This window comes from Paenibacillus sp. MABNR03 (assembly GCF_050455445.1).
In the GTDB taxonomy this organism is placed as follows: Bacteria; Bacillota; Bacilli; order Paenibacillales; family Paenibacillaceae; genus Paenibacillus; species Paenibacillus xylanilyticus.
In genome coordinates this window covers 266564-290463 of the sequence record NZ_JBCIYR010000001.1, presented here as the reverse complement: position 1 = coordinate 290463, position 23900 = coordinate 266564, and the positions used below count along the sequence as shown (strand labels likewise).

21 protein-coding genes and 1 pseudogene are annotated in these 23900 nt (G+C 46.9%); all 22 read right to left on the bottom strand.

The genetic code is table 11. The features are described 5' to 3' along the window. Positions 1–17 precede the first annotated feature (17 nt). The gene (locus AAIH57_RS01220; RefSeq protein ID WP_175396015.1) at positions 18–281 is read right to left on the bottom strand and encodes a DUF3243 domain-containing protein; all 264 of its coding nucleotides are present in this window, start codon (positions 279–281) and stop codon (positions 18–20) included. A 122-nt stretch (positions 282–403) separates the two neighbouring features. Then, positions 404–1153 (bottom strand): elongation factor P 5-aminopentanone reductase, encoded by a 750-nt coding sequence (gene ymfI, locus AAIH57_RS01215; RefSeq protein ID WP_376768957.1) that lies wholly within the window; start codon positions 1151–1153, stop codon positions 404–406. Positions 1154–1176: 23 nt separating this feature from the next. Next, complete coding sequence (gene yfmH / locus AAIH57_RS01210; RefSeq protein ID WP_430020275.1) at positions 1177–2457, bottom strand: EF-P 5-aminopentanol modification-associated protein YfmH; 1281 nt, start codon at positions 2455–2457, stop codon at positions 1177–1179. A 4-nt stretch (positions 2458–2461) separates the two neighbouring features. Continuing rightward, positions 2462–3742 carry an EF-P 5-aminopentanol modification-associated protein YfmF gene (yfmF, locus tag AAIH57_RS01205; protein WP_430020274.1) on the bottom strand — a complete coding sequence of 427 codons (1281 nt, stop codon included), beginning with the start codon at positions 3740–3742 and terminating at the stop codon, positions 2462–2464. A 130-nt stretch (positions 3743–3872) separates the two neighbouring features. Then, a complete protein-coding gene (gene sleB, locus AAIH57_RS01200; RefSeq protein ID WP_175396019.1) occupies positions 3873–4700 on the bottom strand; it encodes a spore cortex-lytic enzyme in 828 nt (275 codons plus the stop codon). A gap of 187 nt (positions 4701–4887) precedes the next feature. After that, on the bottom strand, positions 4888–7617 hold the full coding sequence (locus tag AAIH57_RS01195) for a DNA translocase FtsK (RefSeq protein ID WP_430020273.1): 2730 nt from the start codon (positions 7615–7617) through the stop codon (positions 4888–4890). Between the two features lie 90 nt (positions 7618–7707). After that, positions 7708–7938 (bottom strand): YlzJ-like family protein, encoded by a 231-nt coding sequence (locus AAIH57_RS01190; protein ID WP_175396021.1) that lies wholly within the window; start codon positions 7936–7938, stop codon positions 7708–7710. After that, positions 7935–8642, bottom strand: coding sequence for a ClpP family protease (locus AAIH57_RS01185; protein ID WP_246310890.1), 708 nt, complete (start codon positions 8640–8642; stop codon positions 7935–7937). Before AAIH57_RS01185 ends, AAIH57_RS01190 begins: the two co-directional genes overlap by 4 nt. A gap of 282 nt (positions 8643–8924) precedes the next feature. Next, positions 8925–10604: a ribonuclease J gene (locus tag AAIH57_RS01180; RefSeq protein ID WP_175396023.1), complete on the bottom strand. Its 1680-nt coding sequence runs from the start codon at positions 10602–10604 to the stop codon at positions 8925–8927. A 471-nt stretch (positions 10605–11075) separates the two neighbouring features. After that, a complete protein-coding gene (dapA, locus tag AAIH57_RS01175; RefSeq protein WP_430020272.1) occupies positions 11076–11951 on the bottom strand; it encodes a 4-hydroxy-tetrahydrodipicolinate synthase in 876 nt (291 codons plus the stop codon). A 45-nt stretch (positions 11952–11996) separates the two neighbouring features. Further along, a complete protein-coding gene (dapG, locus tag AAIH57_RS01170; protein ID WP_430020271.1) occupies positions 11997–13214 on the bottom strand; it encodes an aspartate kinase in 1218 nt (405 codons plus the stop codon). Between the two features lie 233 nt (positions 13215–13447). Next, positions 13448–13584, bottom strand: a pseudogene (locus tag AAIH57_RS01165) (Asd/ArgC dimerization domain-containing protein); the annotation flags it as partial. Between the two features lie 48 nt (positions 13585–13632). After that, a complete protein-coding gene (locus AAIH57_RS01160; RefSeq protein ID WP_175396026.1) occupies positions 13633–14229 on the bottom strand; it encodes a dipicolinate synthase subunit B in 597 nt (198 codons plus the stop codon). After that, complete coding sequence (dpsA, locus tag AAIH57_RS01155) at positions 14226–15125, bottom strand: dipicolinate synthase subunit DpsA (protein WP_175396027.1); 900 nt, start codon at positions 15123–15125, stop codon at positions 14226–14228. The genes AAIH57_RS01160 and dpsA overlap by 4 nt, the downstream gene beginning before the upstream one ends. Positions 15126–15268: 143 nt before the next feature. Next, entirely contained in the window at positions 15269–15715 is a 447-nt protein-coding gene (gene dut, locus AAIH57_RS01150; RefSeq protein ID WP_175396028.1) for a dUTP diphosphatase, read from the bottom strand. After that, a complete protein-coding gene (locus AAIH57_RS01145) occupies positions 15675–16958 on the bottom strand; it encodes a M16 family metallopeptidase (protein ID WP_430020270.1) in 1284 nt (427 codons plus the stop codon). The genes dut and AAIH57_RS01145 overlap by 41 nt, the downstream gene beginning before the upstream one ends. Positions 16959–17054: 96 nt before the next feature. Next, a complete protein-coding gene (locus tag AAIH57_RS01140) occupies positions 17055–18050 on the bottom strand; it encodes a polysaccharide deacetylase family protein (protein WP_430020269.1) in 996 nt (331 codons plus the stop codon). A gap of 178 nt (positions 18051–18228) precedes the next feature. Then, positions 18229–20331 (bottom strand): polyribonucleotide nucleotidyltransferase, encoded by a 2103-nt coding sequence (pnp, locus tag AAIH57_RS01135; protein ID WP_175396031.1) that lies wholly within the window; start codon positions 20329–20331, stop codon positions 18229–18231. A gap of 231 nt (positions 20332–20562) precedes the next feature. Continuing rightward, on the bottom strand, positions 20563–20832 hold the full coding sequence (gene rpsO / locus AAIH57_RS01130; protein WP_056700672.1) for a 30S ribosomal protein S15: 270 nt from the start codon (positions 20830–20832) through the stop codon (positions 20563–20565). Between the two features lie 159 nt (positions 20833–20991). Then, a complete protein-coding gene (locus tag AAIH57_RS01125; protein WP_175396032.1) occupies positions 20992–21930 on the bottom strand; it encodes a bifunctional riboflavin kinase/FAD synthetase in 939 nt (312 codons plus the stop codon). Between the two features lie 70 nt (positions 21931–22000). After that, complete coding sequence (gene truB / locus AAIH57_RS01120; RefSeq protein ID WP_430020268.1) at positions 22001–22924, bottom strand: tRNA pseudouridine(55) synthase TruB; 924 nt, start codon at positions 22922–22924, stop codon at positions 22001–22003. After that, complete coding sequence (locus tag AAIH57_RS01115) at positions 22918–23895, bottom strand: DHH family phosphoesterase (RefSeq protein ID WP_175396034.1); 978 nt, start codon at positions 23893–23895, stop codon at positions 22918–22920. Before AAIH57_RS01115 ends, truB begins: the two co-directional genes overlap by 7 nt. Between the last annotated feature and the right edge of the window lie 5 nt (positions 23896–23900).

Genomic DNA, 23900 nt, shown 5'->3' with positions numbered 1-23900 from the left:
CTTTCCATCAGTGCAGCTTATGCGTTTTGTTTGGCCAGTTTGACCATCAGGCGCGCAATCGTACGACGCTCTTCAGCATCGCCGACATCCCATATTTCTTTTAATGCCCGGTTGGAATGGTTCGCTGGGTCCACTTTCTCATCCAGAAAGTCACCAATCTCATACGCAAGTTTGTTGATGGTTTCTTCATTCATCCCCATCTTCTCTGCTTGCAGTACGCGATCACCCAAGAACTTCTTCCATGTGTCAAAGCTGCTGAGCACCGTTTTTTCTGTTGACATGATAAATCCTCCTTAGCGACGCATGAGATTTAAAATCAACAGTTGTAATATGTGCCTGCCGGGCAATTAATATACAGGATAAATTCTCCAGATAACAACGACCGGTCAAACTGCCTCTTTTTTTACGTAAGCCAGCCTCCATTGGGGCTAATGATCTGCCCATTGATATAACCGGACTCTGGCAGTGCAAGAAAATAGACCAGAGAGGAAATTTCATCAGGCTGAGCAAGTCTCCCAGCAGGAATTTCCTCTTCCAGCATTTTCATTTCATCCTGATCCAGATGATTCAGCATCGAAGTCTGTACCGCCCCGGGAGCTACAGCATTTACAGTAACTCCGGATGGGGCCAGTTCTTTGGCAAGAGCCTTCGTAAACGCATTTACGCCACCTTTAGTGGTGGAATACAGCACCTCACAAGATGCACCCGATAGCCCCCAGATGGAAGATACGTTAATGATTCTACCGTATCTTTGCGAGATCATGTGTGGCATCATGGTCTGAGTACACAAGAACGTGCCTTTCAGGTTAATCGCCATTACTTCATCCCAGATTTCCTCTGTCACGTCGGATAAGAGCCCATAATGCGAAATGCCTGCGTTATTCACCAGAATGTCAGGCATTAAGCCATGTGACTCCAGTTTTTCACGCATGCGTTCGATTTGTTCCCGGCTGCGAAGATCGGCAGATACGGTCATCACTTTGCCACCGCCCTTTTCCATGCATCTTCTGGCGGCTTCGTTGGCGGCTTCATGCGATTTCATATAGTGAATAACCACATTCATACCGACCGTTGCAAAACGCTCTGCAATGGCTGCTCCTATACCTCCGCTCGCTCCAGTAACAAGTACTGTCATATCTCCAATCGGCTTCATTTGTCCTGTTCCCCTCTCCATGTTTACGGACTCACGACAAGCGATACAGCCAGTTGATCCCAGCGAATATGCTCTTCCAGTCTACGGTTTACTTCTTCCAGCGTGATTGATTCATATATGGGAATCATATTAAAGAAATCACCGCCGCGAAATTGCTCACGAGTAAATTCATGCGCAATATTTTCCGGTGAGTTAAGCATGCGCAGATAACCACCTATTTTCTTTTTGCGTGCACGCTCAAAATCCGAAGCTTCAAATCCTTTCTTAACCATGGCATCGACCTCTTCACGTATGCGGGCAAGCAGCAGATCCGGGTCTTTTGTATCACCGCCGACGACGGAGAACGCATACTGCGACGAACTGATGTATTCATGTCCGAAGCTATCCGAGATGAGATCTTCATCATACAACTTTTGAAACAACGTCGTACTTGAACCAAACAAGAGATCCAGCATTAATTTGGTCGTCATGTCACGTCGCAGCAGGTCTTCTCCCGAGAATCCAACATCCGTTTCCTTAAAACCAAAAAGACATTTTGGCAAAGAAACCGCCAATCGGGCTTCTCTTCTCGCTTCCACCACATGTGCCGGCTCCGGTTCAAATATCCGTTTGATCTCGCCTTGAGGTTCATAATTTTTCTCAGCCTGGTTCGAACGAACCATGTCCATCACTTCCTGCGGATCTACTCCACCTACAACAAACAAAAGCATGTTGCTTGGATGATAAAACGCATTGTAACAGGTGTACAATGTCTCTTTTGTAATCGTGCTGATGGATTCCACCGTTCCTGCAATATCAATGTGCACTGGGTGCTTTTGATACATCGCTTCGATTAATCCAAAATAAACACGCCAGTCCGGATTGTCGGCGTACATATTAATTTCCTGACCAATAATGCCTTTTTCCTTGTCCACATTCTGATCAGTGAAATAAGGATTTTGCACAAAGTTGACTAATGTTTGTATATTTTCATTCACGTTTTCTGTGGCCGAGAACAAATAAACTGTCTGATCAAAACTGGTAAAAGCATTCGCAGATGCTCCATGAGAAGCAAAAGTTGCAAAAATATCACCAGTTGGTTCCTCGAACATTTTATGTTCCAGGAAATGAGCAATTCCGTCGGGAACCTGCACTTCTTCTTGCCCTTCGACCTGAAAATGATTGTCAACAGAGCCGTATTTGGTTGCAAACGTGGCAAAGGTTTTCTGGAATCCGGGTTTAGGCAATATATAGACATGCAGCCCATTATCCATCACTTCGTAGTACAGCGTTTCCTGCAGATGTTCATAATGTATGCTCTCCACTAGCTTATACCCCCTTCTCATCCCGCAAGAAGTAGATCGTGTCCAGACGGAATTGTTCTGCCGCCTCACGAACATTTTCTTTGCTGATTTGCTCAACCTGAGCCAGCAGCTCGTCAGCAGTTCGCTCTTTGCCTGATAATTGACGATTAAAATCGTATGCAATCATCTCGAAAGCGGAATCCTGCATTTCTTTTAGCAAATTGCGGATCATCGCCTTGGTCTGGGACATCTCCAGATCACTAATGGTTCCATTCTTCATTTCTTCTAACTGCTGCTTGATGATCGTAACGGCTTTCTCATAATTGGGAATTTCAATTCCGGATTGGATCGTAGCAATGCCTTTATGTCCGTCATACCGGGAAGAAGCATAGTATGCAAGACTCTCCTTTTCACGAACATTGACGAACAATTTGGAATGTGGGTACCCTCCCAGAATGCCGTTGTACATTAACGCTGCTGCATATTGTGGATCACCATACGTAATGGATGTGCGAAGCCCCATATTCAGCTTGCCCTGGTTAACATTCAATCGTTCAACAACCGTCTCCACTTCTTTGTCACCGAGCGTGGCTTTGTGAGTCTCATAATCAGCGGCTTTGGCACGTTCAACATGAAAATGTTTTTGCACCAGGTTTTCCACTTCTTCCAGTGTTGTGTCACCAACCACATACAGATCCATACTTGCCTGCTGCAGCCAGCTCTGATAAGCGTCAGTAAGCACATCGGGTTCAATGCCTGGCAGATCCTGACGCTCACCCAGCGGATGCAGGCGGTATGGCTCATTTTTGCACATTTCCTCAATGCAGCGCTCTGCTGCATAGCGCATTTTATCGTTAACAACGGACTCCAGCTGTTTGCGAACGGTCTCACGCTCTGCTTGTACATAGGAAGTCCGGAAATGACCCTTTTCAAGGGCAGGCCGAGTGAGCACTTCACCCAGAAATGCAAAGGAGCGATCCAACAGCTGCTCATCCCCGCCAACAAAGGAATCGTTTATGGTATCCATCCGGAATTGTACGATTTGATAGTCTCCACGTTTGTATACGTCAAACCCAAAACCAGCTCCATACAAATGCTCCAGCTGCTCACGAAACTCCGTTGTTTCCGGGTAGGACTCCGTTCCACGGCGAAGAACAAATGGCGTAAGAGCTACTTTGGTGACCGTATCTTCTTGCAGTGGGACTCCTGCATACAATGAGATAGCAAATGTCTTGAAACGTTTGGTGGGCAAAACATGGATACGAAACTCCTTTTGGTTGCCCCGTTCAAATCCTGATGTATTCAAATGTCAAAACCCCTTTACGGCGTCATTTGTTATGCAATATGTCGTTAAAGCTCAAGCGTAACAACCATTTTAACCCATGCAAAAGGCAAGAAGCAACCGAAGACACGTCTTCTGGTTGCTTCCAACATCATCACATACAAAAGATATGCTGACCGATTGTTTTCACCTGAGGACGGGTCCAAATCCATTTGGATGTAGCCGTCTTGGGATTAAAGTAATAGAGGCATCCGCCTGATGGGTCCCAGCCATTCATTGCCTGTTCAACTGCTTTACGGGCTTGGGCATTGGGTTCGAGATAGATCTGACCGTCAGCGACGGCCGTAAATGCACCGGGCTGAAAAATAACACCGGATGGAGTATTGGGAAAACTCGGAGATTTGACGCGATTCAATATGACGGCCGCTACGGCAACCTGACCTTCAAAGGGCTCTCCGCGGGATTCGCCATATACCGCATTGGCCATAATCTTAATTTCATTCTCTGACAGGCCCATCGAATTCGCAGAGCCCATATTGTCCTGTTCTTTATCGGCGTTGGTGTTTTTGTCTTTACCCCCGCCAGACGATTCTTTATGCAGCGGTGGCTCAGTTGGAGACCATTGTTTGGTTGCATTGTACAGCTTCAGCTTGGTTTTGGCCCCAACCACACCATCCGCCTTCATGCCAAATTCAGACTGAAACCATTTTACGGATTTTAATGTGCTGCTGCCAAAATTACTGTCGATTTTACCATTGTAAAATCCCAAGTACTTCAGTCTGCCTTGAAGTTCGTATACATCCTGACCATAGCTTCCATATTTCACGGCGTTGCTGCTGAAGGTGGGCATAGACTGCTCCTCCACCTGCGGTATACTTTGTTGCGAACTTTCGGTTGCCGATTTGTCAGGAAGCAAATAACGTATTCCCAATGCGGACATCAGCAAAATAGCAGTGAAAAGCCATATGTTCATTTTTCGCATCGACTGTGCTCTACCTTTCTCTTGTGGGATTAACAGAATCGCTAACGTTATTATGACAAGCCTGCTTACTTCCTATGCACCAAATCACCCGAACATTGGACAACATGGCAAACTTCAACGTCAATTGATAACAAAAAAGCCCCAACTTTATCGTTAGGGCTTCACTAGTTACGTATTCAATTTCAAATTAAGAACTTATTTTGTTTTGCTGATATTGTTCCAGCGAGATCAGTACTTCTCTAGGTTTACTGCCCTCATAAGGACCGATCACTCCACGAGCTTCCATAGAGTCAATCAGGCGTGCAGCACGGGTATACCCTACCCTCATCCGCCGCTGAAGCAACGATACGGAAGCTTGCTTCGCTTCCAAAATAATTTGCACAGCCTGTTCATACAGTTCATCCTGTACTTCATCTGCTGCTTGAACGGAATCGTCGACTTCAGGCACAATGGATTCATCGTACTGGGCTTCCCCTTGTCCACGCACATAATTCACAATATTTTCAACTTCTTCATCACTCATAAAAGCTCCCTGCACACGTACTGGCTTGGAAGCGCCCATCGGCATGAAAAGCATGTCCCCGCGGCCCAGCAATTTCTCAGCGCCACCCATGTCCAAGATTGTCCGGGAATCCACCTGTGAAGACACACCGAACGCAATCCGAGAAGGAATATTGGCTTTAATGACACCAGTAATGACATCCACGGAAGGCCGCTGTGTCGCAATAATCAGATGAATTCCGGCTGCACGTGCCATTTGGGCGAGACGGGCAATGGCATCCTCCACATCGCCTGCTGCGACCATCATCAGGTCAGCAAGCTCGTCCACAATAACTACGATGTACGGCAAAACTGCGGCCGGATTGTCCTTCATCAGGTTATTATAACCTTCGACATTACGTGTACCCGATTTGGAGAACAGCTCATATCTTTTCTCCATCTCAACCACAATTTTTTTGAGAGCCAATGAAGCTCTCTTGGGGTCGGTTACGACAGGAGCCATCAGGTGTGGGATGCCGTTGTATACATTAAGTTCGACCATTTTCGGATCGACCATCAGAAACTTCACTTCATCCGGTTTCGCTTTGTATAGGATACTTGTGATAATTCCGTTAATACAAACCGATTTACCAGAACCTGTAGCGCCTGCCACAAGCAAATGGGGCATACGGGCGAGGTTGCCGATGATGGTCTGCCCGGAAATGTCCCGTCCAAATGCAATAGTCACTTTTGATTCTGCATCCTGGAACGTTGATGTTTCCATAACCTCCCGCATCGTTACAACTGAAACTTCACCGTTAGGTACCTCAATCCCGATGGCCGACTTACCAGGAATCGGCGCCTCCATCCGAATATCCTTGGCTGCCAATGCCAGTGCAATATCGTCGGTCAAACTCACAATTCGACTAACCTTCACACCAATATCCGGCTGAATTTCATACCGTGTAACTGCTGGTCCTCTAACCACTTCAAGCACTTTCGCTCGAACACCAAAACTCTCCAATGTCGCTTCAAGCTTACGGGCTGTCTGCATATAATCTTTCTGATCCCCGCCCTTGCCTCCATTGTTTGGTTTCGCAAGAAGACGGAACGAAGGAAGCTTATATGGCTTTGGAGGCGGAGGAGGCGGTTTAACTGGCTCCTTGTCCTGGCCCTCAACATGTTCACTGTTCAACCCTGTAGGGGCACCGTTTGAGTCAGTTTGTCCGTCCGGGTTGCTTTCCACCTCATTCAGATCATCCGGGCCAACTTCAGATACTGGCCATTCCGCAGTATCCACCAGCTCATCACTAATCTTAATCGGTATATCGTCTCCTTGGGTTTGATCCGAAATATCATCAGGGAAAGGATACGCGTCATCCAAATCATCATCCTTGATGTTATCCTCCGCTCTGACATGTTCGAAGAAATCACGGATGATTGGAGCAGAACTGGCCTTGGGTTGGGAAGCTCCTCCCACTTGGCTCGGTACATCCGAAACGAACGCCGGCTCTTCATTCCATGACTCTGCAAAATGATCTGAATTCGCACGATACACAACCTCTTCTGAAGGGGTTGGCTCCTCCTGCTCCATCTCACGGGCAGACCTGGTCGATTCCCGATCCGCACCCCATTTTCCGAACAATTGAAAGAAGATAGGCGCTTTTCGTTTCGGCAGCTGCATCTCTTCCATGTCATCCTCTTCATCTTCCTCGACATCTGCAGGAACAGGAACCACCTTGCGTGCCGCACTACCTTTTTTCCCCGAAGATGTTGCAGTAGAGCGCGCAGCCGGTCTCGACTCCAGTTTTTTATAGATTGAGCTGCCTGCATCCCAAACCTTGGTCCTGAAAATGCGCACCAGATCAACATAGGACAGACTGGTAATCAGCATAAAACTGATAATGAACATCACGATCATGATCAAACGCGCACCCAAACTGCCAAACAGCCATAAAAACAGAGCAAATTGAGCAGCTCCGATGTAACCGCCACTTATGTCCTTATTTAGCATCGAATCATGCTCACCAGGCGCAGGCTGTAGCAGCTCGGTCTGCATATCATTATGTACTTGTGTAATAACCGCCCCCGGCTCAAGAGCACCAACAGGAAGAAGTTTCTGATGCATTGCAGATACGGTACTCATTAAGGTTAACGCAAACACCAGAAGTACAAGTCCTGTCTTGCGTGTTGTCCAGCCGCTTGGCCACTTTCGGTGAATCATCACCATTAACCCGTAATAGATCCCGATCAACGGAATAGCAAAATAGAATTTGCCGAGCAACAACCCGAACATTTTAGATAATGAACGTCCTACCGTTGCTTCACCGGATAAAGCGATAACTGCAAGGGTAATCAGAACAATTCCGTATATCTCATATTTTAAAACGCCGCTAAACGCAGCGCCTTTTTTCTTCTTCTTTTTTCTTCTGGCCAAAATCAGGTCACCCCCAGAAGAATATTATACCATACAAATATAATCCGTACATATGTTCTTTTCTTGCCCAATTTGTCTTTTTTCGTCGTGTTATGTTGGTCCAGCGTTACCTGAAAGTGGAACCTTGGCGCCAGGCATATTGGCTGGGTTCAGATAAGCTTCAAGCGGGCAATCAAGCAAACGTACAATGACAGCTTCACTCTCACTAACTGGTCTGACCTGCATCAATAAACCATTAACCTTGACTTCACGGGTATCCTCCCCTTCATTCCACATTCCGGACCAGAGATGCTCAGGCGGCATAACGGTATACATGGTCATTGTGTAAGCCCTCCTGCCTGCAGTGTTTGCCTCTTATCTCCCATAAGTTTATTTAACTGGGCAATTGCTTGCCCAATGCCGCCAACTGCGTCCATTAATCCATATTTGACTGCATCGGCACTTCCTACTGCTGTCCCGATATCCCGATTCAATTCCCCCGTCTTGAACATGAGTTCCTTGAACATCTCTTCCGAGATATTTGAATGTGTTGTGACAAAGCGTACGACACGTTCCTGCATTTTTTCCATGTATTCAAACGTTTGTGGTACTCCAATGACAAGCCCATTCATCCGGATGGGATGGATTGTCATCGTTGCACTTCCAGCAATTAGTGAATAGGTAGAAGCCACTGCGATAGGAACACCAATGCTATGCCCTCCCCCTATGACTACAGTAACAGTGGGTTTGCTCAGAGAAGCGATCATCTCGGCAATTGCCAAACCAGCCTCCACATCTCCGCCCACCGTATTCAAAATGATCAATATGCCCTCAATACGGGGGTTCTGCTCGGCAGCAACCAGTTGCGGGATAATATGTTCATACTTGGTCGTTTTATTTTGCGGAGGCAGAATCAAGTGTCCTTCAACCTGTCCAATAATCGTCATACAAAAAATATTTGACTCCCCTGCAGGCGATTGCGTCTGTCCAAACTGTTGAATGGCCTCTGTAACCGGAGACAATCCTTTATCATCTTGTACAGGCATGTTTGGAGTCTCTACCTCGGGTTGATTCGACTTGGAGGTCTGTTTACCGTTTATATATTCACTCATTATGTTAATCCCCTTCCCCAGAACCATTTTAATGTACTCCTTAGTATGGGGAAATTGCCAGTCTACTTATACCCGATTAGATGCCAAAAGCCTCGTAAAAGCCATGCAGTAAACCGTAAAACTAGAAAAAGCCCCTTATCTACGAGGAACCGTCCAATATTACTCGTAGATAAGAGGCGACTGTGTGCCTGAATATATGATTGTTTAATGTATTTATTAAACTTCCATGATGATTGGCAAAATCATCGGTCTACGACGAGTTTGCTCATACAGGAAGCGACCCAGTGCATCTTTTACATTGGTTTTGAGTGAAGCCCATTCGTTTACATTCTCACTCATCAACTTTTGCAGAGTGCTGCTGACAATACGGTTTGCTTCATCAAGCAATCCTTCAGATTCCCGTACGTACACAAATCCGCGGGAAATGATGTCCGGACCGGAAACAATTTTGCCATCCTGTTTGCTCAGCGTAACAACAACGACAAGAATACCATCTTGTGATAACAGTTTGCGATCACGCAATACGATGTTACCCACGTCGCCTACACCCAATCCGTCGATCAGCACGTTACCCGCTGTAACTTTACCCGCTTTGCGTGCTGCTCCACCTTGAATCTCCACCACTTCACCGATATCCGTGATGAAAATGTTATCCGGATCAATGCCTACAGATTCAGCAAGAACCGCGTGGCGGCGCTGCATACGGAATTCACCGTGAATCGGCAGGAAAAACTTCGGCTTCATCAGGTTAAGCATCAGCTTGAGCTCTTCCTGGCTACCGTGACCGGATACGTGTACACCGCTGTTTGCGCCACTGTAATGAACATTAGCTCCAAGACGGAACAGTTCATCAATGGTACGGCCTACGTACTTCTCATTACCCGGTACTGGTGTTGCCGCGATAATAACGGTGTCACCAGGGAGAATATCTACCTTGCGGTGAGTCGAACGAGCCATCCGGGTCAACGCAGACATTGGCTCTCCTTGGCTTCCTGTGCAAAGAATAACGACACGGTCAGCAGCCATTTTGCCTACTTCTTCAGGCTCAATGATCATGCCATCCGGGATTTCAAGGTATCCCAGGTCAGAAGCAATGCCTACAACATTGACCATACTGCGTCCAATGACTGCCACTTTGCGGCCCGTCACTTCAGCTGCATTGATTACCTGTTGAATCCGATGTACGTTGGAAGCAAAAGTAGCTACAACAACACGTTGGCTCGCTTTACGGAAGATATCTTCCAGAACAATCCCAACGTTTTTCTCGGAAGGCGTAAAGCCCGGTTTTTCAGCATTGGTACTGTCGGACAAAAGTGCGAGTACACCGTTTGTACCAATCTGTGCCATACGCTGAAGATCTGCATATTGACCATTAACGGGTGTGTGGTCGAATTTGAAGTCACCTGTATGCACTACAGCACCTTCTGGTGTTTCAACACATACACCGACGGAATCCGGAATACTATGGTTAGTAGCAAAGAATGTTGCTTTTAATACTGAACCGAGTTGAATCTCGGAATCAGCGTCAATCAGAATGCGCTTCGTTTCACCCAGCAAGTTGGCTTCCTTCAGCTTGTTTTCCACCAGTCCGAGTGTAAGCTTGGTTCCGTATACAGGAACATTAAGGTGTTTCAGAACATATGGCAATCCACCGATATGATCCTCGTGACCGTGAGTCAAAATAATACCTCTTACTTTGTCACGGTTCTCAGTCAGATACGAAATGTCAGGAATGACAATGTCGATCCCAAGCATATCTTCTTCCGGGAATTTAAGACCAGCATCTACGACTACAATGTCGTTAGCGTATTGGATGACGTACATATTTTTACCAATCTCGCCTACGCCGCCCAGTGCAAAAATCATCAGTTTATCGTTGTTATTTTTCTTAGACAAATGAATCTAAACCTCCTATGGTAGTTGGACGTCGTACCTTATTATTTTATTTATTGTAAGTTAGAAAAGTAGTCTCCACATTACAAACCAAAAGATAGGCATGTATGCAAAAGAACACCTTTATTCACGATATTTGGAAGAAGTTCTTCGAAGTAATTCCCCTACACCAACTAGTTGGATTGAAATGATTCCTTCTTAGCCGTTCCTTCCCTTTTCACCGCAAAGCCACATCTCGAAACGATGTCGCTTTCAATTTCAAAAAAATACCGCACCCAGTCACTTGACATCATTATACATGATTAAAAACAAAAAAAACAAGTCACTCTGTCGTTAAGCCATAGGTTTCCCTCTAACAGCGAGGATGAAACGAGCCAAAATGCGAAAAAAAAGAACCGCTTCTTCTGGTTTGAAGAGCAGTTCCTGTTCGATCTAATATGTTTAAAATTAACAAAATAACGATAATATCTGTAGTTAGTTAAACAGGTCGCGAATAAAGCTCTGCTCATCCTCAGTCGGCGCAATAAGAGGAAGACGCACTGAACCAACGTCCAATCCACGCAAGGTCAGCGCAAATTTCACCGCTACCGGGTTCGGCAAAGGCTGTGGACACTCGAATAGACCTTTGAATACCGGGAATAACTTCTGATGCAATTGGGTTGCTTTTTGAGCATCTCCCGAGACAAAGAAATCAATCATCTGTTTCATCTCGGCCCCAACCACATGACTGGCTACACTGACAATACCGTAAGCTCCCACCGCAATTGCTGGTAAGCCTGAGGCATCATCTCCCGAATATACCTTGAACTGTTCGGGTGCACCTGCAGCGACCTGTGTTACTTGCTCCAAAGAAGCACATTCCTTCGTAGCCACGATATTCGGAAGCTTAGCCAGGCGAAGTGTAGTTGAAGCAGACAGGCTTGCTGCCGTACGACCTGGTACGTTATACAGCATCACGGGCAGTTTGGTTGAGTTCGCGATGGCTTCAAAATGTCTGTATAATCCTTCTTGGCTTGGTTTGTTGTAATAAGGAACAACCAAAAGGACCCCATCCACTCCGGCACGTTCTGCTTCTTGTGTCAGATGAATCGAATGGGCGGTATTGTTAGACCCTGTTCCGGCAATGATTTTGCATCTTCCGGCAGCATGTTTCACTGCAAATTCAAAAAGTTGCACCTTTTCACTGTCACTAAGTGTAGGAGATTCACCAGTCGTTCCGGAAACCACAAGTGCTTCAGATTTTTGATCTGCAATTAGATAATCTATGAGCCTTGCCGTTTCCTCCCAATGAATCTCTCCTTGTTCGTTGAACGGAGTGACCATTGCTGTAATCAATCTTCCAAAGTCCACTTCGATTTCCTCCTTCAAAACAGGTCGGGCTCCGCTCGCTTCTAATTACAGATGAAGTTCGAATGAGGCATGAAGCGCCCTCAGGGCCTGAACCATATCTTCTTTTTTTACAAGTACCCAGATGGTTGTGTTCGAATCTGCCGATTGCAAAATCTGAATGTCAGCCAGCGTTAACGATTCAACAATTCTGGCCATAATTCCTGGCACACCATTTATGCCGCCGCCGATAACGGACACTTTGGCACAGCCAGACAGGCTATGAGGTTTAAGACCGATCTCTTGCAAAACTTGAATAGCTTTTTCAGAGTCACTGTCAAACACAGTATAGACGACTCCTGAAGGGGTAACATTAATAAAATCAACACTAATCGAATTTTCAGCCATGGTTTTGAAGACTTTCAGCTGCAGCCGATCCGCGCCTCCCGGCACGTCGACTGTGATTTGGGTTACATTGCTTACGTAAGCGATCCCGGTCACATAACGGTCTACAATGCCTGTCTGCACATCCTGGAATCCTTCCGGATGTGTAACCAAGGTTCCTTCACTATCCGCAAAAGTGGAACGCACTCGTACAGGAATTTGGGATTGCATTGCAATTTCAACTGCACGTGGGTGAATGACCTTGGCCCCCTGATGTGCCATATTACATATCTCGGCATAACTTACAACAGTCAACGGACGTGCATCTTCCACAATCCGTGGATCAGCGGTCAAAATGCCGTTTACATCCGTATAGATATCCACCATCTCCGCATGCAGAGCAGCACCTAATGCTGTTGCTGATGTGTCACTGCCTCCACGGCCAAGTGTGGTAAAGTCTCCACTCTCCGTTTGCCCTTGGAAGCCCGTAACAATGACAACACGCCCTTTTTGAAGCTGCTCCAGCACACGAACAGGACGGACATCCAAAATCCGGGCATTCCCGAAATTGTCGTCCGTCACAAAGCCCGCCTGCGCACCGGTCAGCACGGTTGTGGGGATGTTTTCGTATTCCAGCAGACTGCTAAGCGTCGTAGCGGATATGATCTCGCCACAGCATAACAATAAATCCTTTTCACGTGCAGATAGTGAATTACCATTTTGTGCTGCCCAGTCGAGTAATGTATCTGTAGCATAGGGTTCGCCTCGGCGTCCCATAGCCGACACAACAATGACCAGACTCAGTCCTGCTTCAAGCTCACGCTTAATATGACGGAGCACGTGCTCTCTTGCCTGAACCGTAGAGAGCGACGTGCCTCCGAATTTCTGTACCATGATGCGCATCTTAATTCCTCCATTTGTGTACGCAAGAAGACTGGACACGGTCAAATCAACAAATGGATCAACCTAGGGAGCGTTCCGATGCAATAAATTCAGCAATAATTACGACATTTCATGCCGTCCTTCCCCTGAAGATTGCCCTGGGCAATTCACAAAATGAAGGTCAGTTGTTACCGGATTACGACATGCATATCTCCATGAACGCATCCCGCTTGCCTGAACTTCTGGTGCAAGCAGGAATGCCCTTCAACGACAGGAACGCGTACACGGGTAGCTATTACCGCCCGATGTATCGTCCCCCATGATTTTCTTTGTTTACCTTAACCAAGTTCATTTCTTCAAGCGTATAACCGTTATCCTGGAACTTCTCCACTGCGAAATCGAGCTCTATAGCAAACCATGAAACTTGGGTCAACAAATATCAGGCCTGAGCAGAACGCTCCACAATCATCGGCTGCAATTGTTTGCCTTCCAGCGCACTCCAGCACGCCTCAGGTATAAGTTCCATTTTTGCGACTAACGAGTTCGGCTTCTTCACCGGATCATCCTGCCCGAACGGTACAAAATACATATATTTTGCTACAAGCAGTTTGGCGATGTTCGCGGCATTTAATCCCAGACCATCATTCGTGGAGATGGCAAGCACAACCGGACGCTGATTCCGCATCTGGGCTTTGGCTGCCATCAGCACTGGGCTATCGGTCATCGCATTAGCCAGCTTACTTGTTGTGTTCCCCGTGCAGGGAGCAATAACAAGTACATCAAGCAATTTGGAAGGCCCGAGCGGTTCCGCCTCAACAATTGTAGAAATAATATCATTCCCGGTTATATCTTTCAACTGTTTTTGCCAGCTTTGCGAAGTACCAAAGCGTGTGTCCGTTGTTAAAACTGAATTGGAAATAATCGGTACCACATTCGCACCCTCAGCCACAAACCGGCTAATCACCGGCATAACCTCTTCAAACGTACAATGAGATCCTGTAATAGCATAACCTACCGTTTTTCCCTGCCAGTTCATTGTTCAACCTCCCGTGCGTTTTGTTCTTCCAAAAGCAAACGGATCAACGCGTCGGCAATAATGCCGCCAGCCGTTTTGGGAGCAACAATGCCGGGGAGGCCTGGCGCAAGCAGCGCTTTAATACCGCGTTTTTCAGCATACCTGAAATCACAGCCGCCAGGGGCGGATGCGAGGTCAATAATGACTGCTTTTTGCGGCATTCTGGACAGGATTTGTGCTGTGATTATCATAGTCGGTATCGTATTAAAAAGCAAGTCAACCCCCCCGGTTTGAGCGGCCAAATCCGTTGTCATAAAAGGCTTCCAGCCCATTATGTTTGCGCGCGCCGCATCCTCTCCCCGCCTGATTCCCACCCGTACATTTGCCCCAAGACCCTGGAGCGTTTTGGCCATTGTAAATCCCGTTCTGCCCAATCCGAGCACGATACATTCCGAGCCGTGGATCGTGAAGTCCGTCTCCCGAATCGCCATAGCGACTGCTCCTTCAGCTGTCGGTATAGAGTTGTAGAGCGCGATATCATCACGATCCAGCACTTCAACTAGCCGTAAGCCGTTATCCACGCATAACTCACGCAAAAATGGCTTTGCCATTCCCGTAAAAACAATACAATGCTCTGGCAATGCCGCTATCTGTTCTTTTTTCAGGAAAATCGGCAAATCACTGAACGAGGTGCTCACTTTTCCCTGATCATCACATGCAACCACAGGAAGCACCAGCACATCCGCAGAAGCCAACACTTCTTCCTCCAGTTCATGATGTTCGATCCCCGGAATGGAACGCTCAAGCTTGTCGAAACCGACCACACTTACCGTAGCATCCAGCTCTGCGCATTTTTGAATGACTTCAAGCTGCCGCGCATCTCCGCCCAGGACTACAATCCGGACTCCGGTCAGCATCGGGACGTCACTCCTTTCACCACATGTATGCCTTATCGTATGCAAGGGCCCACAGGGGGGTGAAAACAATACATGCTTTCCTTTCTCTGAATACAAAAAAAGCCTTCCCACGTGGGAAGGCCCTCATTGTCTATAGCCATTGCTTACTTTCCGGTATGACCGAATCCACCTTCGCCGCGAACCGTTTCCGAGAGTTCATTTACTTCGGTTAGTTCAACAGCCGGCACAGTCTGGAATACGATCTGGGCAATGCGTTCACCCCGCACAATCGTGAATGGCTCCTGCCCCAGATTAACCAAAAGCACTTTAACTTCACCCCGGTAATCCGCATCAATCGTGCCCGGTGTATTCAGGCAGGTAATGCCGTGTTTAAACGCCAGGCCACTGCGCGGACGAATCTGTGCTTCGAGGCCGGCAGGCATAGCCATAGCCAATCCAGTCGGGATCAGTGTGCGTTGTCCCGGATGCAGCACAACGTCCTCCTGAAGCGCAGCAACTACATCAAAGCCTGATGCCAGCTCCGACATTTTTTGAGGCAGTTTAATATCTTCATTGCCCGGTAACTTTTGAATTTGAACGTAATGCAACAAAATCATCCCTTCTTAATCCAGCAATGGTGCGATCGGAAGCACCGACCATAGCGAGCGCAAACGGCTCCGCGAACATCAGGTCAAGTACAGCATCGATGTCATCCATCGTTACTTGTTCAATTTTGGCAATCATTTCATCCAGCGTGTGGTGTCTGCCCAGCATCAGCTCGTTTTTACCGAGGCGGTTCATCCGGCTTCCCGTGCTTTCCAAACTGAGAATCAGACTTCCCTTCAGCTGTTCTTTTCCTTTTCGCAGTTCATCTTCCGACAGACCGTTCACTGCAAGGTCATGCAGAACCTCTTTGGTCAGATCCAGCACTTCCTTCGTCTGTTTCGGTGCAGTACCTGCGTATATAGTAAACAACCCACTGTCCGCATGAGAGCTGTGGTAGGAATATACGGAATACGCCAGTCCGCGTTTTTCACGAATTTCCTGGAACAGTCTCGAGCTCATTCCGCCGCCAATGGCGTTGTTCAAAACCACCATGGCAAACTGCAGCGGATCTCCGATTTTACAGCCCGGAAACGAAATACAGATGTGATTCTGTTCCGTTTTCTTTTTGTGAAAGAGCTGCCCACTCTGGAATTTAGGAATGGTAATTTGTTCTGGCGCACCATGAACGTCAAATGATCCAAAATGCTTTTCCATCAAATCAATCACACTGTCATCAATGTTACCTGCGATACTAATGACTGTATTTTCAATTGTATAATGCTCTTTCATATATGCACGCAGATGACTGGAATCCATCGCCTTTAGGCGTTCCTCTGTACCCAGAATCGGGTAAGCCAGCGGATGTTCTCCATAGGCAGCCGTAGCCATCAGATCATGTACCATGTCATCCGGCGTATCCTCGTACATTGAAATCTCTTCCAGAATGACGTTTTTCTCCTTGATGAGCTCGCCATCATCCATTTTGGAACGGAAAAACATGTCGGACAACACATCTACGGCGATAGGCAGATGTTCATCCAATACTTTAGCATAATAGCACGTGTATTCTTTCGAAGTGAACGCGTTCACGTTACCGCCAATAGCATCAAATTCTTCCGCAATAGCCTTAGCATCATAACGATCCGTTCCCTTGAACAACATGTGCTCAATAAAATGTGATACTCCATTGTTCACAGGCTGCTCATTACGCGAACCTGTCTTGACCCATATACCAAAAGACACGGAACGACAGGTCGGAATCTGTTCCATGACTACCCTGAGGCCATTGCCCAGCTGAATTTTTTTCACGGTTGGCCCTCCTACATCTCTATAATTGCCTTGATCTCCAAGAAAAAGAAATCGACATTTGGTTCCAACTGTTTGATATTAACAAAAAAACGCCGCTCACTCAACCGTTGGAGCTTTAATACGCTCGGAAGATAACGTTTCGCTCACGGTACCAAGTACAAGCCCTTTGGACCGTATCGATTGAATCATGCCTTTCAATGCGCCGGATGAAGACGCCGTGGGATGCATCAAAATCAACGTACCGGCCTCCACCTTTGCAGCAATTTTATCTACAATCGAGGCTGAACTTGGTTTTCGCCAGTCTACCGTATCCAGTGTCCATAGGACCGTTTGCAATCCCATGCTTGACGCAATGTCCACTGTTTTCTGATTAAAATCACCTGAGGGGGGTGCAAACCAGCGATTTTCCACCCCCAGTGTTTCTTTGAGCAAATCCTCGGTTTTTCCAATCTCGAGTCTGGCCCGTTCTGCACTTAAACGGCTCATATTGGGATGGGAGTAAGCATGGTTGGATAGTTCATGCCCACGTTTTTGGATCTCTTTGGCCAATTCGGCATTTTTCTTCAGCCAGCTTCCATCCAGAAAAAAGGTAGCCTTCACCTTCTCGGCCTCGAGAATATCGAGCATCGGGATAATGTGCTCATTCCCCCAGGCCACATTGATCATAAACGAAACCATCGGTTTCGCAGGATTCCCCCGGTATATGGGATGAGCTCCCAAATCCTTAAGCTGGATTTCCGGCTCAACCTGACGGTAAACATATGAAATTTTTGTATTCAAGTTCCCACCAAGCGCCTTGCGATACGTGGCTTCCACATCAATCTCCATGCCATTATATCCTGGTATTGCTTTCCATACCCGATCTACTTTCGCATTGACCGGAGCAATTTTGGTTTCGGCCGCTTTATCCCGGATCGCCGACAACAATGCATCCTCTCCGGTCGCCTCTTTAAACATGTCAAATGCATTTTGTGTACCAGGGCCATCACGGATCTCCGTAATGTATGTACGTACACTGCCTACTTGTCCGACCAGTATGACAGCTGCCACACCTGCCAGAACTGCAACCAGCTTTTTGGATTGGTTTTTCACAGTTCCATCCTCCCGCCGTCTTTGTCCCCATCATATGAGGACAAGGGCAAGAATATGAACAAATTCAGGCGGTCTTTCGAAAACCGCAAACATTATGGAATTTTAGGCGTTAAAAAAAGAGCCAGAAATACACATTCTGTCTCTTCATTCAATCAATCTGTAGAACATACAGCAGGATTTAGGATTGTGCCGGAGCTTCAGCCGTCAATACTGCTTTGCGGGACAAGTTGATCCGGCCTTGTTGGTCAATTTCCGTCACTTTAACCGTAATGGAATCACCAATGGCTACAACATCTTCTACTTTAGCAACACGTTCTGTAGACAGTTGTGAGATGTGGACCAGACCTTCTTTGTTCGGAAGAACTTCAACAAAAGCACCGAATTTCTCAACACGTTTTACTTTGCCGACATAAATCTCGCCAACGAGCACTTCGCGTACGATTCCTTCAATAATCGATTTTGCTTTATCGTTCATATCCTGGTTGGAAGAAGCGATAAATACACGTCCATCCTGTTCAATATCAATCTTAACACCGGTTTCCTCGATGATTTTATTGATAATTTTACCACCTGCACCGATGACATCACGGATTTTATCCGGATTGATATGCATGGTTGTAATTTTAGGAGCATATTGTGACAACTGCTCACGTGGAGTTTGCATCACTTCGGTCATTTTGCCAAGGATATGCATACGACCTTCTTTGGCTTGAGCCAAAGCTTCGGACAAAATTTGACGATCAATACCATCAATTTTAATATCCATTTGAATCGCTGTTACGCCGTCTGGTGTTCCTGCAACTTTGAAGTCCATGTCTCCCAGGTGATCTTCCATGCCTTGAATATCACTTAGAATGGATACATGCTCTCCATCTTTGATCAGACCCATAGCCACACCAGCAACTGGCGCTTTAATTGGCACACCTGCGTCCATCATCGCCAGTGTACTTGCACAAATACTTGCCTGTGAAGTTGATCCGTTCGATTCAAGTACTTCTGATACCAGACGAATGGTGTACGGGAAGTCCGTTTCCGAAGGAATGACTTTAGCAAGGGCACGTTCACCCAGAGCACCATGTCCAATTTCACGACGACCCGGAGCACGCAGTGGACGAGCTTCACCTACGCTGAATGGAGGGAAGTTGTAGTGATGCATGAAACGTTTTGTTTCTTCCAGGCTAATTCCGTCCAGAATCTGAACATCACCCAGAGCACCAAGGGTACAAATGCTAAGCGCTTGTGTTTGACCACGTGTGAACAAACCGGAACCATGCGTGCGTGGCAGCAAGGATGTATCACACTCAATTGGGCGAATCTCCGCAAGTCCGCGTCCGTCTGGGCGAACCTTATCATGAGTGATCAGGCGGCGCACTTCTTCTTTAACGATATCGTGCAGCACTTCCTTCACGTCTTTGAGCAGTTCAGGCGTTTCAATGTATTTCTCTTCAAAGTGAGCAACAGTTTCGTCATTCACTACGTCAATGGCATCCTGACGAGCATGCTTCTCTGCAATCTTAACTGCTTCAACCAGGCGAGCGCTCGCAAATTCACGTACGCTGCTGTTGACTTCAGCATCCACGGCGTGCAGTTTGACAGCCATTTTTTCTTTGCCGGCCACTTGAACAAGCTGTTCAATAACAGCCACAATGTTCTTGATTTCATCATGTCCGAACATGATGGCTTCAAGCATGATTTCTTCCGGAACTTCGTTTGCTTCCGCTTCTACCATCATGATGGCATCCTTGGTCCCTGCAACTACAAGCTCAATCTCACTAACTTCAAGCTGTGCAATCGTAGGGTTAATGATGAACTCACCATCAATACGTCCAACTTTTACGCCACCAATAGGTCCGTTAAATGGTACGTCCGAGATGCTCAGTGCAGCCGATGTACCGATCATGGCAGCAATTTGCGGTTCACAGTCCTGGTCAACGCTCATAACGATATTAAGTACTTGTACATCATTCCGGAAACCTTCAGGGAACAATGGACGAATTGGACGGTCTGTCAGACGACTTGCGAGAATGGCTTTCTCACTTGGTCTTCCTTCCCGTTTAATGAATCCGCCTGGAATTTTACCTACAGCATACAATCTTTCTTCATAGTTCACCGTGAGCGGGAAAAAGTCCAAATCTTTCGGCTCGCTGGATGCTGTCACGGTACACAATACAACGGTATCTCCGTAAGTTACCTTAACGGCAGCATTAGCCTGTTTGGCCAAACGTCCTGTTTCAAGCACAAGCGTTCTTCCACCAAGCTGCATTTCAACACGCTTTTCCATGAAATCCCTCCTTCTAATCGTTCCTTACACAATGGATTCTGCATTTCATCAGTATTTCCTGCTTGTCCTGCATTCATTAACCTGCAAAACAAAAGCCCCTTGCGGAGCTATCATCTACAAATATATGGCAACATGTTCATCTACAAAACAACCCGGCTGTAAACTCCGCTTGTCCCTCTAATGAGGAATGACGGAAAACAGCCAGGTTGGTTTTGAAAACATGTACGATAATTAACGACGCAATCCGAGTTTCTCGATCAATGCGCTGTAACGTTTAACATCTTTGTTTTTCACGTAAGCCAAGAGCTTACGACGTTGACCTACCATTTTCAAAAGTCCACGACGTGAGTGGTGGTCCTTCTTATGCGTACGCAAGTGGTCTGTCAAACTTCTGATGTTTTCCGTAAGGATAGCAACTTGCACCTCAGGTGATCCAGTATCGGACTCGTGAGTTTTGTGCTCGTCGATCAGTTGTTGTTTACGTTCTTGAGTCAATGCCATCCTATTCACCTCCTTCATTATAATCGCCATTAGCCTCGTCACCGCCGGTGAGAGCATGCAACCAAGCCAAGGTTGTCTGTTGTCTAAAACGACAACGTAGTACATTATATCATAGTTGCCTAACGAAAGTAAATGTAAACATCCATTTTACCCAGAATTTCAACTTAAGAGTCGCGCAGCAGTCAGGGCATCTTCACGAATCTGACTGATCAAAGCATCAATGGAGTCAAACTTGCGTTCTGCACGGATGTAGTGAACCAGCTCCACCCTCAACTCCTGATCGTACAGATGCCCTTCAAAATCAAGCAAATGCACTTCAAACGTGGGTTTCATTCCACTATCATGGAATGTGGGCTTCACACCAAGATTCATTACCCCTCGCAGCAGCTGATCCCGATAATATACACGAACAGCATACACACCTTTTGCAGGTGCCACGTAATGATCCGTCAGTTCAAGATTAGCGGTTGGAAAACCAATTGTCCGTCCGCGTTTCTCTCCGTGAATGACTGTCCCCCTAATGCTGTATGGGCGTCCCAGCCACTGACTTGCTTCATCCATTTCTCCGCGTTTGAGCAATCCACGGATTAAAGAACTGCTGACTTTCTCACCATTGAGCAAAAATGGAGGCACAGTCTCTACAGACATTTGATCACTGCCCAGCGCCCGAAGCATCTGTTCATCCCCAGCTCCCTTATGACCAAAGCGGAAGTCAAAACCCACGACTGCTGTTCTGGTCTGAAGTGGAAGCAGCAGATCATGTACAAATTGCTCTGGTGTCAGCTGTGAGAATTCTTCATTAAATTCCACAACATATAACACATCAACGCCCATCTCTGCCAGGATATCTTCCTTATCTCTCAAAGGAGTCAGATAACCTTCGTAATCTCCTTTACGCATGACTTCCTTCGGATGCGGATGGAAGGTCATTACCGCTGCCTGCATGCCCGTTTCCCGAGCAATGCGCACAGCAGACAGAATGACGCTTGCATGTCCGAGATGCATTCCGTCAAATTGGCCGATGGCCAGCACCTGCGGCTGTCTACGCAATTCATCGGAATTTAATGTCTGCGGATACGTTAGCATTACGGTTTTCATACAATCAATCACCTGCATTTCACTTGATAGACCGAGCTTAACACCACACTAATCTAAACTCAAGGCCTCTTTATTCCGGTAAAAAAACCTTAACTGCTCGAACGGTCGGTTTAAGTTCATCCCGTTCAAAAATACCGAGAAATGTCCCGTCCTGTGCGTATAACCGCAGAAGCCCAGGCTGTTCCACGGGCGGATCCAGTAAACGTGCGGACAATTTCTGACCTTGAAGAGCCCCTTTGGTGTGTTCCTCCAGAACCTTATGTGCAGGCATGGAGTTAATGGCTTCATCTACCGGAATCAGCACTTCAGCCAGTGTACCTGCAGCCATGTGCTGTTCCACGTCCTCGAAGCGAAGGCAACGTTCTGCTGTAATCCCTGCAGAAATGGTTCGCTCCAGCTGAACCATGGTTGATGGGTAGCCCAGTTCTCGGCCGATATCCACACACAATGTCCGAATATACGTACCTTTGGAACACAATGCGCGGAAAGAAATATCTGTTGTGTCGCCCTGCGTTTCGATTCCCGTCAGTTCAAGCTCATAGATCGTAACCTCACGGCTCTTGCGCTCCACTGTTTTCCCTTCACGTGCAAGCTCATATAGACGTTTGCCATCGACTTTAACCGCAGAAAACATGGGTGGTACCTGGGAAATTGTACCGGTGAACTGCTTAAGGACCCGTAGAACCTGCTCTTCTGTAACATTCACTGCCTTTTCTGAACGCTCGACAATTTCTCCCGTCATGTCCTCTGTGTCTGTGGACAGGCCTAATCGGAGTGTTGCCAAGTACTCTTTGGGAAGTTCCTGCATGTACTCAACTACCCGGGTTGCACGTCCAAGACATAGTGGAAGTACACCCGTGACCTGCGGATCCAGCGTTCCAGTGTGTCCAATACGCTTCATTTTCAGAATGCGCCGCATTTTGGCTACAACATCATGTGAGGTGAAACCTGCAGGTTTGTATACAGGCAGAATTCCTTCAATTGGTTTTACCATTGTGAATTCACCTGCTTCAGCACTTGGGCAACAATATCATCTAAGTCACCTTCCACGCGGCACCCGGCAGCGAGTACGTGACCACCACCGCCAAACGTTTGAGCAAGTGCAGCGACATCAACTTTCCCAGCAGACCGGAGGGATACTTTTACAGCATTATCGTTGATCACTTTGAAAAAGATCCCCACTTCCACGCCTTGGATATTTCGCGGATAGTTTACGACACCCTCCAGATCTTCATTGGCTGCACCACAAGCGATCATATCTTCCGGTGTAATGACCACCCAGGCAATTTTGCCATCCTCGGTCATTTTCAGACTTGAAAGAGCCTGATTCAAGATACGGACTTGGGGAAGAGTAACCTGTTCGAGCAAAATTTGCGCGAGGAAAGGTCCATTCACGCCATGTTCAAGCAGTTTGGATGCCGTAGTCATTACATTAGGACTGGTATTTGCATAACGGAAACCGCCTGTATCCGTCAGCAAACCTGTATAAATAGCCGTTGCAGCATCTTTATTTATCGTCACCGGGAACAAGTTTACAAAATCAAACAAAATTTCCGCGGTAGCAGCTGCATCCGGTTTAATGATATTTACCGTTCCATAAGCATCATTGGTTGGATGATGATCAATATTTAATATAACAGCATCTTCTTCGAAATAATGACGAGTTAAGCCAACTCTTGCAAAGTCTGCACAGTCCACACAAATCACTGCTTTATATTTACGCTGCGGTGGTTGTTCGGTCATGTTCACGATTGAGTCGGCTTCCCACAAAAAACGCATACGCTGCGGGATTTCACCTTCATTTATCATCGTGAATGTCTTCCCCAGACATGACAGCAGCCAGCCCACTGTTACCGTCGAGCTGACTGCGTCACCGTCCGGCTGTACATGCGACACGACCAGGTAATCATCATGCTCCAGCAGAAATTGCTTTCCCGCCTGAAGCGCCTGTTCATAAGTGTGCATTGCCG

Bases quoted from the DNA above. Each gene is read 5' to 3' on its own strand.
- rpsO (WP_056700672.1), bottom strand. From the start codon at position 20,832: ATGGCATTGACTCAAGAACGTAAACAACAACTGATCGACGAGCACAAA.
- truB (WP_430020268.1), bottom strand. From the start codon at position 22,924: ATGGTAAAACCAATTGAAGGAATTCTGCCTGTATACAAACCTGCAGGT.
- AAIH57_RS01185 (WP_246310890.1), bottom strand. From the start codon at position 8,642: ATGCCTGTACAAGATGATAAAGGATTGTCTCCGGTTACAGAGGCCATT.
- AAIH57_RS01220 (WP_175396015.1), bottom strand. From the start codon at position 281: ATGTCAACAGAAAAAACGGTGCTCAGCAGCTTTGACACATGGAAGAAG.
- dpsA (WP_175396027.1), bottom strand. From the start codon at position 15,125: ATGCTGACCGGAGTCCGGATTGTAGTCCTGGGCGGAGATGCGCGGCAG.
- AAIH57_RS01115 (WP_175396034.1), bottom strand. From the start codon at position 23,895: ATGCACACTTATGAACAGGCGCTTCAGGCGGGAAAGCAATTTCTGCTG.
- AAIH57_RS01160 (WP_175396026.1), bottom strand. From the start codon at position 14,229: ATGAACTGGCAGGGAAAAACGGTAGGTTATGCTATTACAGGATCTCAT.
- AAIH57_RS01190 (WP_175396021.1), bottom strand. From the start codon at position 7,938: ATGACCATGTATACCGTTATGCCGCCTGAGCATCTCTGGTCCGGAATG.
- pnp (WP_175396031.1), bottom strand. From the start codon at position 20,331: ATGGAAAAGCGTGTTGAAATGCAGCTTGGTGGAAGAACGCTTGTGCTT.
- ymfI (WP_376768957.1), bottom strand. From the start codon at position 1,153: ATGAAGCCGATTGGAGATATGACAGTACTTGTTACTGGAGCGAGCGGA.
- sleB (WP_175396019.1), bottom strand. From the start codon at position 4,700: ATGCGAAAAATGAACATATGGCTTTTCACTGCTATTTTGCTGATGTCC.
- dapG (WP_430020271.1), bottom strand. From the start codon at position 13,214: ATGCGCATCATGGTACAGAAATTCGGAGGCACGTCGCTCTCTACGGTT.
- AAIH57_RS01125 (WP_175396032.1), bottom strand. From the start codon at position 21,930: ATGAAAACCGTAATGCTAACGTATCCGCAGACATTAAATTCCGATGAA.